The organism is Cryobacterium sp. AP23 (genome assembly GCF_054075385.1).
Genome location: NZ_CM133415.1, coordinates 3089388 through 3104151, shown reverse-complemented (window position 1 = coordinate 3104151; position 14764 = coordinate 3089388). Strand labels below are relative to the sequence as shown.

The 14764-nt window shown below is 68.5% G+C and carries 11 protein-coding genes and 2 tRNA genes; 5 read left to right on the top strand and 8 right to left on the bottom strand.

Features of this window, described 5'->3' with window-relative positions; genetic code table 11:
- Positions 1-7 precede the first annotated feature (7 nt).
- Positions 8-1315, bottom strand: a complete 1308-nt coding sequence (locus tag ACU5E9_RS14770) for an ABC transporter substrate-binding protein (protein ID WP_456810657.1) — start codon at positions 1313-1315, stop codon at positions 8-10.
- 136 nt (positions 1316-1451) lie between these two features.
- Between ACU5E9_RS14770 and ACU5E9_RS14765 the strand changes: the two genes are divergently transcribed.
- From ACU5E9_RS14765 to ACU5E9_RS14755, 3 genes are read left to right on the top strand one after another with little or no spacing between them, the layout of a single operon-like run.
- Positions 1452-2453, top strand: a complete 1002-nt coding sequence (locus ACU5E9_RS14765) for a LacI family DNA-binding transcriptional regulator (RefSeq protein ID WP_456810656.1) — start codon at positions 1452-1454, stop codon at positions 2451-2453.
- Positions 2454-2486: 33 nt separating this feature from the next.
- Complete coding sequence (locus tag ACU5E9_RS14760; RefSeq protein WP_456810655.1) at positions 2487-3188, top strand: ThuA domain-containing protein; 702 nt, start codon at positions 2487-2489, stop codon at positions 3186-3188.
- On the top strand, positions 3158-4291 hold the full coding sequence (locus tag ACU5E9_RS14755) for a Gfo/Idh/MocA family protein (RefSeq protein ID WP_456810654.1): 1134 nt from the start codon (positions 3158-3160) through the stop codon (positions 4289-4291). The genes ACU5E9_RS14760 and ACU5E9_RS14755 overlap by 31 nt, the downstream gene beginning before the upstream one ends.
- 144 nt (positions 4292-4435) lie before the next feature.
- Here the strand turns inward: ACU5E9_RS14755 and ACU5E9_RS14750 are convergent.
- The 6 genes from ACU5E9_RS14750 to ACU5E9_RS14725 form a co-directional block, all read right to left on the bottom strand.
- Positions 4436-4509 (bottom strand) — tRNA-Met (locus ACU5E9_RS14750).
- A gap of 31 nt (positions 4510-4540) precedes the next feature.
- Positions 4541-4612 (bottom strand) — tRNA-Thr (locus tag ACU5E9_RS14745).
- Between the two features lie 53 nt (positions 4613-4665).
- Positions 4666-6594 carry a glycoside hydrolase family 13 protein gene (locus tag ACU5E9_RS14740; RefSeq protein WP_456810653.1) on the bottom strand — a complete coding sequence of 643 codons (1929 nt, stop codon included), beginning with the start codon at positions 6592-6594 and terminating at the stop codon, positions 4666-4668.
- Positions 6595-6601: 7 nt separating this feature from the next.
- Positions 6602-7516 (bottom strand): sugar ABC transporter permease, encoded by a 915-nt coding sequence (locus tag ACU5E9_RS14735; protein WP_456810652.1) that lies wholly within the window; start codon positions 7514-7516, stop codon positions 6602-6604.
- Position 7517: 1 nt separating this feature from the next.
- Complete coding sequence (locus tag ACU5E9_RS14730; RefSeq protein ID WP_456810651.1) at positions 7518-9143, bottom strand: ABC transporter permease subunit; 1626 nt, start codon at positions 9141-9143, stop codon at positions 7518-7520.
- 131 nt (positions 9144-9274) lie between these two features.
- Positions 9275-10507 (bottom strand): sugar ABC transporter substrate-binding protein, encoded by a 1233-nt coding sequence (locus ACU5E9_RS14725; protein ID WP_456810650.1) that lies wholly within the window; start codon positions 10505-10507, stop codon positions 9275-9277.
- Positions 10508-10679: 172 nt separating this feature from the next.
- On the opposite strand from ACU5E9_RS14725, the gene ACU5E9_RS14720 reads away from it, so the two are divergent.
- A complete protein-coding gene (locus tag ACU5E9_RS14720; RefSeq protein WP_456810649.1) occupies positions 10680-12347 on the top strand; it encodes a glycoside hydrolase family 13 protein in 1668 nt (555 codons plus the stop codon).
- A gap of 128 nt (positions 12348-12475) precedes the next feature.
- Positions 12476-13237: a GTP pyrophosphokinase gene (locus tag ACU5E9_RS14715; RefSeq protein ID WP_456810648.1), complete on the top strand. Its 762-nt coding sequence runs from the start codon at positions 12476-12478 to the stop codon at positions 13235-13237.
- Positions 13238-13468: 231 nt separating this feature from the next.
- Here the strand turns inward: ACU5E9_RS14715 and ACU5E9_RS14710 are convergent, their stop codons facing one another.
- Positions 13469-14692, bottom strand: coding sequence for a M23 family metallopeptidase (locus tag ACU5E9_RS14710; protein ID WP_456810647.1), 1224 nt, complete (start codon positions 14690-14692; stop codon positions 13469-13471).
- Positions 14693-14764: the final 72 nt, after the last annotated feature.

Below are 14764 nucleotides of genomic sequence, written 5' to 3'. Positions count from 1 at the left end.
GGACTGCCTAAGCCTTCTTGGCCGCGTCGTTGACCGCCTCGATGAGCTTCTCCGGGCTGCCCTTGCCGGCGAGCAGGTCGACGACGCCCACGTTCAGGGCGTTCCCGACGTTCTGGCCGTAGACGGTGTCGAGCCACTGGGAGACGTACGGGGCCGCGTTGTAGGCCTCGATGATCTGCTTGAGGTACGGCTCGGTGACGGCTTCCTGAGCCACGGTGTTCACGGGCGGGGCGTTGAAGGCCGCGTAGTACTCCTTCTGTACGTCGGAGCTGCCGATGTAGTTGAGGAAGTCGAGGCACTCTTTCGGAGCGTCGACCGAGCAGGAGTAGCCGTCAACACCACCGAGGATCGAGCCGGGTTCGCCGTCGCCACCGCTGATCTCGGGGAACGGGAACCAGGCCAGGTCGGCCAGGGGCTTGGCGTCGGGTGTCAGCGAGGCGATCACGCCGGGGTTCCAGGCGCCCATGAGTTCCATGGCTGCCTGGTGGTTGGCCACCAGGCCGGCAGAACTGCCGGCACCCTGCTGGGCGGCGGTGGTGAGGAAACCCTCGTTGTAGGGTTCGGTGTCGGCGAAGCTCTGCAGGTCTTCGCCGGCGCGGATCCAGCAGTCATCCGAGAAGTCCTTGGTGTCGGCTGCCTCGGCCAGGACATCGGAGCTGCATTCACGCAGCGCGAAGAAGTAGAACCAGTGCGCGGCAGGCCAGGCGTCCTTGGCGCCCAAGGCGATCGGGGCGACGCCGGTGGCCTTCAGTTTCGCGGCGTCTTCTTCGAGCGCGTCGATGGTCGTGGGGGTCTCGGTGATCCCCGCGGCGTCGAAGAGGTCCTGGCTGTAGAAGATACCGCCGGGGAGCACGGCCACGGGCATCGCGTAGATCTTGTCTTCCAGACTGTTCGCGATGAACGAGCCCTTGGGGATTTCCTTGTTCACCTGGTCGGAGATGCCGCCGGTGATGTCCATCAGCTGGCCGGCGGCGACCATGGCGGCCATCTTGCCGCCGCCGCGCTGCAGGAAGATGTCCGGAGCGTCGCCCGAGTTCAGCGCCGTCTGCAGCTTGCCGTCCAGGTCTTCGTTCTGGATCGCCTGCACGTCGATGGTGACGCCGGGGTTGTCGGCTTCGAAGTCGGCGACGGTCTTGTCCCAGAACTCCTGGCCGGGGCCGGTGGTGGAGTTCTGCCACAGGCTCATCTTCACGTCCCCGCCGGCGGATCCGCCGTCCGAGGCACCGGCGCTGCAGGCGGTGAGCCCGAGCGCCCCGAGGACCAGGACCGTGGATCCGGCGAGGATCCGTTTCGTTCTCGCGTGGTTCAACTTCATGGGGTCCAACCTTTTCTCTTCATTGAGTGACGCCAGCTCTACTGGTGCGCTGGGGGAATTGCATCAGTGTCACACCGCAAAAAATAAGTGTCAAACGTTTTCGAAATCAGTTTCCAAAACCGCTTATGCTGATCCCATGACTCCTCGCGCCACGATCCACGACGTCGCCGCCGCGGCGGGCGTGTCGGTGGCGACGGTCTCGAAAGCGGTCAACGGCCGCTACGGCATCTCGGCGGCGACCACCGCCCGGGTGCTCGACGTGGTGCAGCAGCTGGGGTACGAGTCCAGCCTGGTGGCCAGCAGCATGCGCTCGCGGCGCACCAGCGTCATCGGCATCCTGGTGGCCGATTTCGAGCCGTTCAGCGCCGAAATCCTCAAGGGCGTCGGGGTCGCGCTGGCGGACTCCCGTTACGACCTGCTCGCCTACAGCGGCTCTCGGCAGCGGGAGACCAACGGCTGGGAACGGCGCTCGCTGAGCCGGCTCAGCGGCACCCTCATCGACGGCGCCATCATGGTCACGCCCACGGTCGACACCACCTCCGCCGAGATCCCGGTCGTGGCCATCGACCCGCACACCGGCCGGGCCGACCTCCCCACCGTGGAATCGGACAGCTTCGGCGGTGCCCTGCAGGCCACCCGGTACCTGATCGAGCTCGGCCACCGCCGGATCGGGTTCCTGGCCGGCCGCCCCGACCTCCGCAGCGCCACGCTCCGCGAGGCCGGCTACCGGCAGGCCCTGGCGGATGCGGGCATCCAGTTCAACCCCGCCCTGGTGCGGGTCGGCCTGTATAAGCGCGACACGGCCAAGGCGCCCGCGGCGTCGCTGCTGTCGATGACCGACCGCCCCACCGCGGTGTTCGCCGCGAACGACCTGTCGGCGATCGCGATCATCCAGGTCGCCGCCGAACTCGGCCTGGAGGTGCCCGGCGACCTGTCGGTGATCGGCTTCGACGACATCCCGGAGGCGTCCCAGATGAACCCGGCGCTCACGACCATCCGGCAACCGATGAAGAAGCTCGGCGCCACGGCCGCGGGGATGCTTGTCTCGCTGCTGAACGGGGAGACCCTGCCGCAGAATCACATCCGGCTGCCCACCGGGCTGGTGCGCCGGGCGACCACGGCACCGCCCCACATCTGACATTTCACAAGGTTCGGCGACGAGGAGGTTGGCATGAAGGCACTGATCGTGCGCGGCGGCTGGGACGGCCACCGGCCGGTGGAGAGCACCGAACTGTTCGTCCCGTTTCTGCGGGACAACGGCTTCGAGGTGCGCATCGAGGAGTCTCCGGCGATCTATGCGGATGCGGGGGTGATGGCCGCGACCGACCTGATCGTGCAGTGCGTCACGATGAGCGAGATCACGGCAGAGCAGGTGGCCGGGCTGCAGGGCGCCGTCGCAGCCGGCACCGGCCTGACCGGCTGGCACGGCGGCATCGCCGACTCCTACCGGGCATCCGCCGATTACCTGCACCTGGTGGGCGGCCAGTTCGTCACCCACCCGGGCACGGAGCCGGCCGGACGGGTGGGGGCGGAGCAGGACAACTACCTGGAGTACGTCGTCTCGATCAGCGAGCTTGGGCGCTCCCACCCCATCACGGCGGGCCTCGACGACATCACCCTCACCACGGAGCAGTACTGGGTGCTCAACGACGACCTGTGTGATGTGCTCGCGACGACCACGCATCCGGCCGAGGCCTGGCAGCCGTGGCACCGGCCGGTGACGTCGCCGGCCGTCTGGACCCGGCAGTGGGGCGCGGGCCGGGTCGTCGTGACGACGCCCGGGCACAGCCTGGACGTGCTCGAGGAGCCGTCGATCCGCACCATCATCGAAAGGGGCATGCTGTGGGCGAGTCGCACACCGGCCGAGAGCTGAACCCGCATCGTCTGGGCATCGTGGGCCTGGGCGTCATCTCCGCCGCCTACCTCGAGACTCTCGCGACTTGTGACGCCGTGGTCATCACGGCAGTGGCCGATCTGGATCCGGACCGCGCGGCGGTCGTGGCTGCCGCTCTGCCCGCCGCCCGCGCGCTGACGGTGGCCGAGCTGCTCGCCAGCGACGACGTCGACACCGTGCTCAACCTCACCACCCCGGCCGCGCACGCCGAGATCGCGCTCGGCGCCATCGCCGCGGGCAAGCAGGTCTACGGCGAGAAGCCGCTCGCCGTGACCTTGGCCGAGGGCCGCAGCATCCTCGCCGCAGCGGCCCACGCGGGCGTCCGGGTCGGGTCGGCGCCCGACACCGTGCTCGGCACCGGCATCCAGACCGCAAGGGCCGCGATCGACGACGGCCTGATCGGTCGCCCGGTGGCAGCGTCGGCGGTCATGGTCACCGCCGGTCACGAGCTCTGGCACCCCAACCCCGACTTCTACTACCGCGAGGGCGGCGGCCCGCTCTTCGACATGGGCCCGTACTACATCACCGCCCTGATCCACCTGCTCGGCCCGATCCGCACGGTCTCCGGCGCGTCCAGCCGACCGCAGGACCACCGCATCATCCGCACGGGGCCGCGGGCCGGCGAGAGCATCCCGGTCCTCGTCGACACCCACGTCACCGGGGTGCTCGAACACGTCAACGGCGCGCTGTCGACGATCACGATGAGCTTCGATTCCGCCGCCACCGTGGCGTCGCCGATCGAGGTGCACGGCACGGAGGGCACCCTCGCCGTGGCCGACCCGAACACCTTCGACGGCCCCACCAGCCACCGGCGCGTGAACGATGGCGGCTTCCATTCGCTCGACCCGCTGGCCGGTTACGTCGACGGCGCCCGCGGCATCGGGCTGCTCGACCAGATCCGGGCGCCGCACCGCACCGATGCCCGCGCCAACGGGAAACTCGCCCTGCACGTGCTCGACGTGATGGAGTCCCTGCAGCGCGCCGCCACCGAGGGCCGCCGCATCGACCTCACGACGGATGCCGAGCGCCCCGACGCCGTGCCGCTCACCCCGCGCGCCGAATGGCTCGCTGGGGGAGCATAACTCCTGCAGAATCTCGTCGCCGCGGTGCGCTCCCGCGTGTTTACGGTAACCGTGCATCGCCGCCGGGAAAATTGCAGGAGTTATGCACGAACCGGCGGAGGACAGAAAAAGGCCCGAGCTTCCAATGGAAGTTCGGGCCGTGTGTAGCGGGAGCGGGAATTGAACCCGCGACACCACGATTATGAGCCGTGTGCTCTAACCAACTGAGCTACCCCGCCACAGACGCAGGAGCCTGGGCTCCCAAGTCTGAGCCCCCTGTGGGAATCGGACCCACTACCTCTTCCTTACCAAGGAAGTGCTCTACCAATGAGCTAAGGGGGCAAAACTTCATAGTTCTGAAGCTGAACCGTGCTTTTGGCAACCGGTAAACATTATCACCTCGCGGGACCCGTCGGCGACACGAGGGTGCCATCCGAGGGAATTGTGACGCCGGGAAGGGCCCACGCGGTGAAAGACGGGCCGGTGGCGACCAGCCGGATGCCGTCGCCGACGACCGTGGCCAGGGCGGGGCCGACCAGGGCGGGCAGGGTTGCGGAGACGCCGACGGCGGGGAGAACTCCGGCCGGCAGCATCACGTCGGCGCCCGCGCGGGTCGCCAGCAGCAGCACCGACTCCTGCTCGCTCTCGCGCACGAAGACGAGCGCGTCGTCGCCCACGTGCAGCCAGCGCAGCCCTCCCGTGCTGAGGGCCTCGTGGGCCCGGCGCAGGCCGATCAGCCCCGCGTACAGGTCGACCGTGGCGGCGACCTCTGGCTCGGTCACGCTCCCCCAGGGCATGGGCGTGCGGGAATGCTCGCCGTCCACGCCGACCAGGCCGAACTCGTCGCCCGCGAAGACCACGGGGATGCCCGGCAGGGTCATCGACAGGCCCACCGCCACCGGCACCACGGCGGCGTCCGCGTGGGTGCGGAACCGGGCGGTGTCGTGGGTGTCCAGGGCGTTCATGGTGGCCAGCCGGGTACGCCACGGGAATCCGGCGGCGAACCGGGTGTGCGCGCGGTGGAACTGCTCGCCCGTGTAGTGCGGGATCGTGTCCAGCGGCAGCCCGAAGAACGACGGCACCGCATCCGGCCGGCACAGCCAGGCCCAGAGCGGCCGGGTGAAGTTGGCGTACGTCATGGCGCCGTGCCAGGCGTCGCCCTGGAAGTCGGCCGAGGCGTCGTTGGTGAATTCGCCGAGCAGGATCGTGTCGGGATTCACGTCGATCATGGTGCGGCGGATGGCCTGCCGCACCTCGGCATTGAGGTCTTCGTTTCCGAGCCGGCCGGTCATGTTCGCCACGTCGATGCGCCAGCCGTCCAGGGCGAACGGTGGCTCGAGCCAGCGGGCCACCACCGAGTCGGGGCCGTCGATGAACCGGCGGCGGAGCTCGTCGGAGTTCCAGTTGAACTTGGGCAGCGCCGGCACGCCCAGCCAGGACATGTAATCGCGCTGCTCGGCGTCTAGCCAGTAGTAAAAGTCGCTCTCGGGCGCCGCCGGGGTGTGGTGCGCGGCCCGGAACCACTCGTGCCCGTCACCGGAGTGGTTGGCGGTGAGGTCGCCGATCACCTTGAACCCGCGAGCGTGGGCGGCCTCGACGAGACGGATGAGGGCGGCGTCGCCACCGAGCAGCGGGTCGACCTCGGTGAAGCCGGCCGCGTCGTAGCGGTGGTTGGAGCGGCCGGGGAACACCGGGGTGAGGTAGAGCAGGGTCACGCCGAGGCGCTCGAGGTGGTCGAGGTGCTCGGTGATGCCGTCGAGGTCGCCGCCGTAGAACTGGTGCGACCGGCCCGGCGGCAGCTGCTCGACGGCGTCCTCCCACTCGGCGGGCATCGCCCAGTCCGGCGCCGTGCGCTGGTCGGCGGCGGCGGAGCGGGCGAACCGGTCGGGGAAGACCTGGTACATCACGCTCGTGGCAGCCCAGTCCGGCGGGGCAGCGTGGGCGACGAGCTTGAAGTCCTCGGAGTCGAGCGTTTCGATGTCGTGCAACCCGCTGGCGTTCAGCCACTGGTGACCGCCATCGGCGAGGGTGAGCAGGAACCGGTAACCGTGCACCGGGTTCTCCACCACCAGGTCGGCGGCCCACCAGACGGAGCCATTGGCGGAGCCCAGCAGCCGGGCCTCGTCGAAGCGCGGCTCCTGGTCGGGGTTGGAGCGGGTGTGCACCATCGCCACCGGCCCGAAGGCGGCGGGGATCCGCACCCGCACGGTGACGACGTCGCCGAGTTCCGGCGCCTGGATGGAGACGTACAGGGGCGAGCCATCATGATGCGGAAGGGCGAGGTGCGCTGAAGGGCTGTGCGGAAGGGCGACGTGCGGGAGCATGTGGCGCTTACTTGACCGACCCGGCCGTGAGGCCGCCGACGATGTACTTCTGCAGCCAGAGGAACAGCGCCATGACGGGCAGCGCTGCGAGCACCGCGCCGGCCGCGAAGACCGAGTAGTTGCTCGAGAACTCCTGCGACACGAACTGGTACAGGCCCACCGCGAGGGTTTGCTTCTCCGGCGTGATCAGCACGATGCTCGCGATCACGAACTCGTTGGTGGTTCCCACGAACGACAGCAGTCCGACCACCGCGAGGATGGGCGCGACCAGGCGCAGGATGATCGTGAAGAAGATCCGGGCGTGCCCGGCGCCGTCGAGCTTGGCCGCCTCGTCGATGGAGGCCGGGATCGTGTTGAAGAAGCCGTACATCAGGTAGGTGTTCACGCCGAGGGCGCCGCCGAGGTACACCATGATCAGGCCGATCTGGGTGTCAAGGCCGATCGCCGGGAAGATGTCGGAGATGCCGTTGAGCAGCAGGAAGATGGCCACCACAGCGAGCAGCTGCGGGAACATCTGCACCAGCACGAGCATCAAGAGGCCCGCACGGCGGCCGGTGAAGCGCATCCGGGAGAACGAGTACGCGGCCAGGGCGCCGAGGAACACGGTGCCGGCCGAGGTGATGCCGCCGATCAGCAGGGTATTGCCGTACCAGGCCGCGTACGGCTGCTGCGGCAGGTTGAACAGGGTGACGAAGCTGCCCAGGTCCACCTCGCTGAACAGACCGTTCGCGGTGATCAGCGTTCCGCCGGGGTGCAGCGACGCGGAGAGCACGTAGAGCAGCGGGAAGGCGGAGAAGACCACCATCACGGCGCCGATCAGGTGCCGCCAGCCGGTGGCGCGGAACCAGCGGCCGAAGTTGAAGGGGTGCTTCACCGGGATGTACTCGGTGTTGTGCGGGGCTGCGATTGTCGTGGTCGCCATCTCAGTTCAACTCCTCTAGCGCCTTGGTCTGTCTGAAGCTGATGATCGAGACCAGCGCGACGAGCACGAAGATCAGGATCGAGAACGCGCTGGCCAGGCCGTAGTCGCGGTTGGCGCCGACGAAGGCCACCTTGTAGACCATCGAGATGAGGATGTCGGTGGCGCCGACGTTCACCCCGGCGGTCACGTCCCTGGGTCCACCGTTGGTGAGCATGTAGATCAGGTTGAAGTTGTTGAAGTTGAACGCGAACGACGCGATCAGCAGCGGCGAGACGGAGACCAGCAGCAGCGGCAGCTTGATCAGCCGGAACACCTGCCAGGGCCGGGCGCCGTCGACCGTGGCGGCCTCCTGCAGCTCGTCGGGGATCGACTGCAACGCTCCGGTGCAGACCAGGAACATGTACGGGAAGCCCAGCCAGAGGTTGACGAAGATGATGCTGAACTTGGCCAGCCACTCGTTGGTGAGCCAGGGGATGTCCGCCCCGCCGAAGAGCACCTGGTTGATGAACCCGAATTGCGGGTTGAGCATGCCGGCCCAGACCAGGGCGGAGAGGAAGGCGGGGAACGCGTAGGGCAGGATCATGACGACCCGGTAGACGTTGCGGCCGCGCATCCGCATGTCGTTGAAGACGATGGCCAGGAACAGGCCGAGGGCGAAGGTCGTGGCCACCGACAGGAACGCGAAGGCGAAGGTCCACAGGGTCACGCTGATCAGCGGGCCGCGGATGGAGTCGGTGCCGAAGGCCTTGGCGAAGTTGGCCAGGCCCACTTCCACCTTCCAGCCCGGCTGCAGGTCGGCGCCGTCTTCGGCGACGAACGAGCCCTGGGCGGGGTCCTCGGTGTAGACCACGCCGGTGCTGGCGTCGGTCATGGTGCCGGCGGCCTCGTCGTAGACCAGGTCGGAGAGGTAGAGGTAGGCGGCGGAGCCGTCGGGGGTGCGGAGGCTGCCGTCGTTGGGGTCGTCGGAGACGGGCACGGCCAGGGCGGCGATGGCCTCCTGGTTGGCCACGATGGCGGCGAAGTTCAGGGTGGTGTAGCCGGGCAGGGCGATGGCCTGGCCGGAGGCATCCGTCTCGGCGTCGGCGGCCGGTTCGAGGGGCGACTCCGGGCTGCCCACGGAAATATCGCCGTCGGGGTCGGTGACCAGGAAGCTGTAGGCGCCGGCCCGCTCGAGCACGGTGACGGCGTAGCTGGGCGAGTCGGGCACCCGCTCCTGCGAGGAGAGGATCAGCGAGTTGACCGCGTCGTCCTTGGTGCTGTTGTGCCCGGTGCCGTAGTTGGTGAAGGCGATGTAGCCGGAGTAGCCGATGACGAAGATCTGGAAGATGATCAGGAAGATCAGGCCGGGGGCGAGGTACTTGGCCGGCAGCCCCTTGGCGCGGAAGTAGATCCAGTTGACCACGACGGTCACGAAGAGCACGAGGCTGAAGACGAGCCAGTCCTCCTTGGCGAAGAGCACGAAGAGGGCGTAGACGCTGATGGCGTCGACGACGCCGAGTACCAGGACCTTGATCAGGAGCACCTTGATGCCCGCCGACGCGGCTTCGGCGATGCGGCCGGCCTGGCGTTGCTTCTTGGCGGCCTGGATCTGCGCCCGATCGTGCCCGGTTGCGGGGGTAGTCATCATTGTCTGCTCTCTGCTCCCCCGGGTGAAGGGGCGTGGGGGGGGGGGGGGTTGGTGGGGGGGGGGGGGGGGGGGGGGGGGGGGGGGGGGGGGCTTTTTTCTTTGGGGGTTCCGTCCGCACCCGGTACGGCGTGTTACTCGATGGCGGCGGCGATGTCCGCCGTCATCTTCTGCCACAGCTCAACGGGGTCACCCTCGTTGCTCATGATCGCGGCCTCGGTGACGCCCCAGAACTGCCAGACCTTGCCCATCTGCGGAATGTTGGGCATGGGCACGGCGGTGGCGCCGACGGCGCCGAAGCCGGCGGTGATCGGGTCGGAGCTGGCGGCCTCGAACGCGGCGGTCAGTGCCGGCGGGCGGCCACCGACCTCGTAGAGGGCGGTCTGCACGTCTTCGCTGCCGATGTAGTTCACCAGGAACTCGTTGGCGGCGATGGCGTTCTTGGTCTTGGCGCTCACCATGAAGCCCTGCACGCCCACGAACGGCTGGGCGGGCTGGCCGCCGGCCGACGGCACGGCGTCGACGGACACGTCGATGCCCGCGGCCTGGGCGTCCGGAACGTTCCACGGCCCGGTGAGCAGGAACGGCGAGGCTCCGGCGTAGAACTTCTCCTTGGCGATGTCGCCGGTGAGGTTGACGCTCATCCGGCCCGCGGCGCCTTCGGCGGCCAGCCAGGTGGCGAAGGCTTCGCCGCCGGCGTTGCCCACGGTGAGGTCGTCGGGGTTGTAGCTGCCGTCGGCGCTGGTGCCGAAGACGGGGGCGCCGAACGACGTCTGGAACGGGTACAGGTGGTACGGGTCGGCCTCGGGGCCGGCCTGCACGAGGTAGGGGAACTCGGTCCCGGCGGCGGTCCCAGCGGCGACCATGTCCTCGAACGTGGCCGGGGCGGTGGGCGCCAGGGCGGTGTTGCGGAGCAGCGCGATGTTCTCGATCGAGTACGGCACGCCGTAGGTCTTGCCCTCGTAGCTCATGGCGGTGACGGCGACCTGCTGGTAGCCGGCCGCGGTGTCGCCGAGTTCGACGGGCTGGACCACGCCGTTGCTGACGAAGTTGCCGAGCCAGTCGTGCGCGGCGATGGTGATGTCCGGGCCCTTGCCGGTGGGGACCTGGGCGATGAACTCTTCCTGGATCTTCGCGAAGTCCTTCTGCACCAGCTTCACCTTGACGCCGGATTCCTTGGTGAACGCCGCTGCGGCGTCCTTCAGCACGGCGGCGCGGTCGGCGTCCACCCACACGGTCAACGTGCTGGAATCGGCTTCGGTCGTGGTGCCGCCGGATTCAGATCCAGCCGCGCATCCGGACAGGGCCAGTGCGGCGGCGACGGCAATCGCGCCCGCGGCGAGCAGGCCATTCTTCTTCACCATCATTGGTGTGCCTTTCATAATCAACATTGACATTTGTGCAAGCGGTTACATGTATACCTGTGAAATCCTCGGTTGGCAACCCAGACTGTGGTTATCTACGGCTTGAACGCCCAATTCATGACTTCGGTTTGTGGAAGCGCTTGCAGACATCGGGAAATGCCGTAATGTGTCCGTCATGACAGGCACAGAGTGGTGGCGTACCGCCGTTATTTATCAGATCTACCCACGGTCGTTCGCTGACGCGAACGGCGATGGCATGGGCGACCTCGCCGGCATCCGTTCGAGGCTGCCGAAGCTCGCCGAGCTGGGGGTGGACGCCATCTGGTTGTCGCCCTTCTACACCTCGCCGCAGCGGGACGCCGGCTACGACGTCTCCGACTACTGCGACGTCGATCCGCTCTTCGGCACCCTCGCCGACTACGACGCGATGCAGGATGCCGCGCACGCCCTCGGCATCCGCGTGATCGTCGACATCGTGCCCAACCACTCCTCCAGCGACCACCCCTGGTTCCAGGCCGCCCTGGCCGCCGGTCGCGGCAGCGAGGAACGCACCCACTACATCTTCCGCGACGGCCTCGGCGAGAACGGCGAGCTCCCGCCGAACAACTGGGAGTCGGTGTTCGGCGGTCGCGCCTGGACCCGCACGGTCAACCCCGACGGCACCCCCGGCCAGTGGTACCTGCACCTCTTCGACGCCACCCAGCCCGACTTCGACTGGGACAACGAGTGGGTGCGCACGCAGTTCCGCGACGTGCTCCGGTTCTGGCTGGACCGCGGCGTCGACGGCTTCCGGGTGGATGTCGCGCACGGCATGATCAAGGCCAAGGGCCTGCCCGACTACACCCCGCCGGCCGACGGCGGCAGCATGGGCGGCGCGACGTCGCTTGAGCCCGGCGTCACCGCCGAGCCCGTCGCCGGCGCCCCCTACTGGGCCCAGGACGGCGTGCACGACATCTACCGCGACTGGCGCATCGTGCTCGACGAGTACGACGGCGACCGCATCCTGGCCGCAGAGGCCTGGGTCGACCCGCTCGACCGGGTCGCCCAGTGGGTGCGCCCCGACGAGATGCACCAGGCGTTCAACTTCGCCTACCTGGAGACGCCGTGGCACGCTGAGCCGCTCCGCCGCGTGATCGATGACTCGCTGGCCGCGTTCAGTGCCGTCGGCGCTCCGAGCACCTGGGTGCTCTCCAACCACGACGTCGTGCGCCACGCCACCCGGCTGGCCCTCACCGCCGACAACCTGCAGGGCCACGGCATCGGCCCGAACAGCAAGGGCCTGCCGGACACGGCCGTCGGCCTCCGCCGCGCCCGCGCCGCGTCGGCACTGATGCTTTCGCTGCCCGGTTCCAGCTACATCTACCAGGGTGAGGAACTCGGCCTGCCCGAGGTCATCCACCTGCCCGACTCCTCTCGCGAGGACCCGACCTGGTTCCGCACCAACGGCGAACGCTACGGCCGGGACGGCTGCCGGGTGCCGATTCCGTGGGAAGCCGCCGAACCGTCCTACGGCTTCGGTCCCACCGCGGCCAGCTGGCTGCCCCAGCCGGCCGAATGGGCCACCCTGGCCCGCGACGCCCAGGAAGACGTGGAGGGCTCGACGCTCTCGCTGTACACCAGCGCCCTCGCGCTCCGCCGCGAGCACGCGCTCGGCCTGGGTTCGGTCGAGTGGTTGCCCTCCGCCAGCGCCGACGTCTTGGTATTCCGCAACGGGAATGTCATCGTCGTGGCCAACACCGGGGATCAGGACGTCGAGCTGCCCGCCGGCGATGTCCTGCTCAGCAGCGAACTGCTCATCGGCCGCACCCTGCCCGGCGACACCACGGCCTGGTTGCAGGCCTGACTCCCAGCCGACGGATGTCTTGCACCCCCTGCACTCCCACCTCGCTCCCAGCGAGTACGGATGCAGGGGGTGACAGACTCTAGGTGGCCGCCGCCGTCTGCGGGGCCATCGTTGAGCAAGGAGCACCCGTGACCGACCAGGACGTCGATTGGCCAACCGACCTCCAGGCGATCCGCACCGAGCTCACCCGGTTCATGATGTCGTACAAATTCGCGACCGACGAGATGATGACCAAGGTCAACATCCTCAAGGAAGAGTTCAGCGCGATCCACGACTACAGCCCGATCGAGCACGTCAGCTTCCGGTTGAAGTCACCGGAGGGGATCCTGAAGAAGGCCAACCGCAAGGGTTACCCGCTCGACCTCGAGGGCATCCGGGAGAACATCCAGGACATCGCGGGCATCCGCATCACCTGCAGCTTCATCTCCGACACCTACCGGGTGCTCGAGATGCTCACCAGCCAGCGCGACATCACCGTGCTGCAGGTCAAGGACTACATCAAGAACCCCAAGCCGAACGGCTACAAGAGCCTGCACCTGATCGTGGCGATCCCGGTGTTCATGTCCGACCGGGTGCAGCCGGTGACCGTCGAGGTGCAGATTCGCACGGTGGCGATGGACTTCTGGGCCAGCCTCGAGCACAAGATCTTCTACAAGTACGATGGCGCGGTGCCGCCCGCGCTCGTCGGCGAGCTCAAGGAGGCCGCTGACGTGGCCAACCGGCTCGACGTGGACATGGAGCGCCTGCACGACCAGGTGGTGTCGCTGGGATCGACCGCGGAGCCCGTGGCTGCCCGGCCGGCACTGACGACGCAGCACAACGCCGACGGCAAGATGCCGTTCCCGCTCCCGCGGTCCCTGCTCGAAGCGTTCCTCGCCAAAGCCGTCTGATCGCCTCGCGCGAGTAGCCCGCCGACGCCGCCACGTCGCTGGTCGAGCCTGTCGAGACCCGCAAAGCCCGCCCTCGCAACCACGTCGCTGGTCGAGCCTGTCGAGACCCGCAAAGCCCGCCCTCGCAACCACGTCGCTGGTCGAGCCTGTCGAGACCCGCAAAGCCCGCCCTCGCAACCACGTCGCTGGTCGAGCCTGTCGAGACCCCGCAAGCCGGCCCGCAGACGCGGGCTAGTTCGTGTTGGCGTAGAGCCAGGGCAGCGGCGCGACCTTGGTGCCCTTGATGCCGCCGATGCGGATCTCGAAGTGCAGGTGCGGGCCGGTCGACATACCGGTCGAGCCGACCTTGCCGATGACCTGGCCGACCTTGACCACGTCACCGGTCTCCAGCAGCATCGAGCCGTGGATCATGTGGGCGTAGACGCTGGAGACCAGCTCGCCGTCGATCATGTGATCGATGACCATGTGCACGCCGAGGCTGCCTTCGCCGTCTTCGGTGAAGCTCACGACGCCATCCGCGATCGCCTGGATCGGCGCGTTGATGCCCGGGTTGAAGTCCTGGCCGCCGTGGTTGGCGGAGCAGCCGGCGCAGTTACGCGGACCGAACTGGTCGCCGACGTGCACGCCGACGGCGAACGGCCACTGGATGGTGCCGTTCGGGTTGTTGGTGAACGAGTCTTCGAGGCGGATGCCGCTGGCCGCGGCGACCTCGGCGATGGAACGCGCCTGGTAGCTGTCCTGCTCGACCGTGATGGTGTCGGTGCCGGCCAGGCTGATCGTCTGGGCCGGTTCGGTGCTGACGGGCTTCTTGGCCTCGAGCGCGGCGGCTTGCACGTCGCTGGACGACAGGAGTGCGTCGGCGGGCAGCGAGGTGGCCACGGCCATCAGGGCCACGATCGACATCGCCACGATGGAGCCGCCCTTGGTGGCCAGCATGCGCATCCGGTGGTGGCCCGAGCGCACTGACGCCGGGGCCCGGTTCGCCGGGGCGGGCTTGGCGCTGGCGCGCGGCACGAAGTCGGGCAGTACGCGCTCGGGGGCGACCGGCGTCTGGCGGGGCGCTGCGGCCTCGGCGGGAGCCAGGGGGGCCGGTGCGTCGTTGGTGGTCTGCTCGGCGCGCAGCTGCGCACGCAGGGCCGCGCGGGAGGGCAGCACGATGGTGGTCGTGGTGGTGTTCGGCGACACGTCGCTCGGGATCTGCTCGTACGCCGGTTCGGCGGGCAGTGAGAGGTCGGGGGCCTTGATGACGACGTGCTCGAGGTTCGGTTCCGCCAGCTCGAGGCCGACCAGGACCTGCGCCTCGGGGGTGAGCCCGTCTGCGGGGAGCTCGACGGGGGCGTCCTGCTCCGCGGAATCGGCGGCCGGTTCGGCCGCCTGCGCTGCCGTGCGGCGCTCGAGTTCGCGCAGCTCGCGACGCGTGAGTACACGCGCGGGCGAGAGTTCGTCCGTGGTCACGTCGCTTTGTGTGGGGTCACTCGGGTCGGCTGCGGAGGCATCCGGCTGCGGGGAGTGAGGTGACAAAGGAGG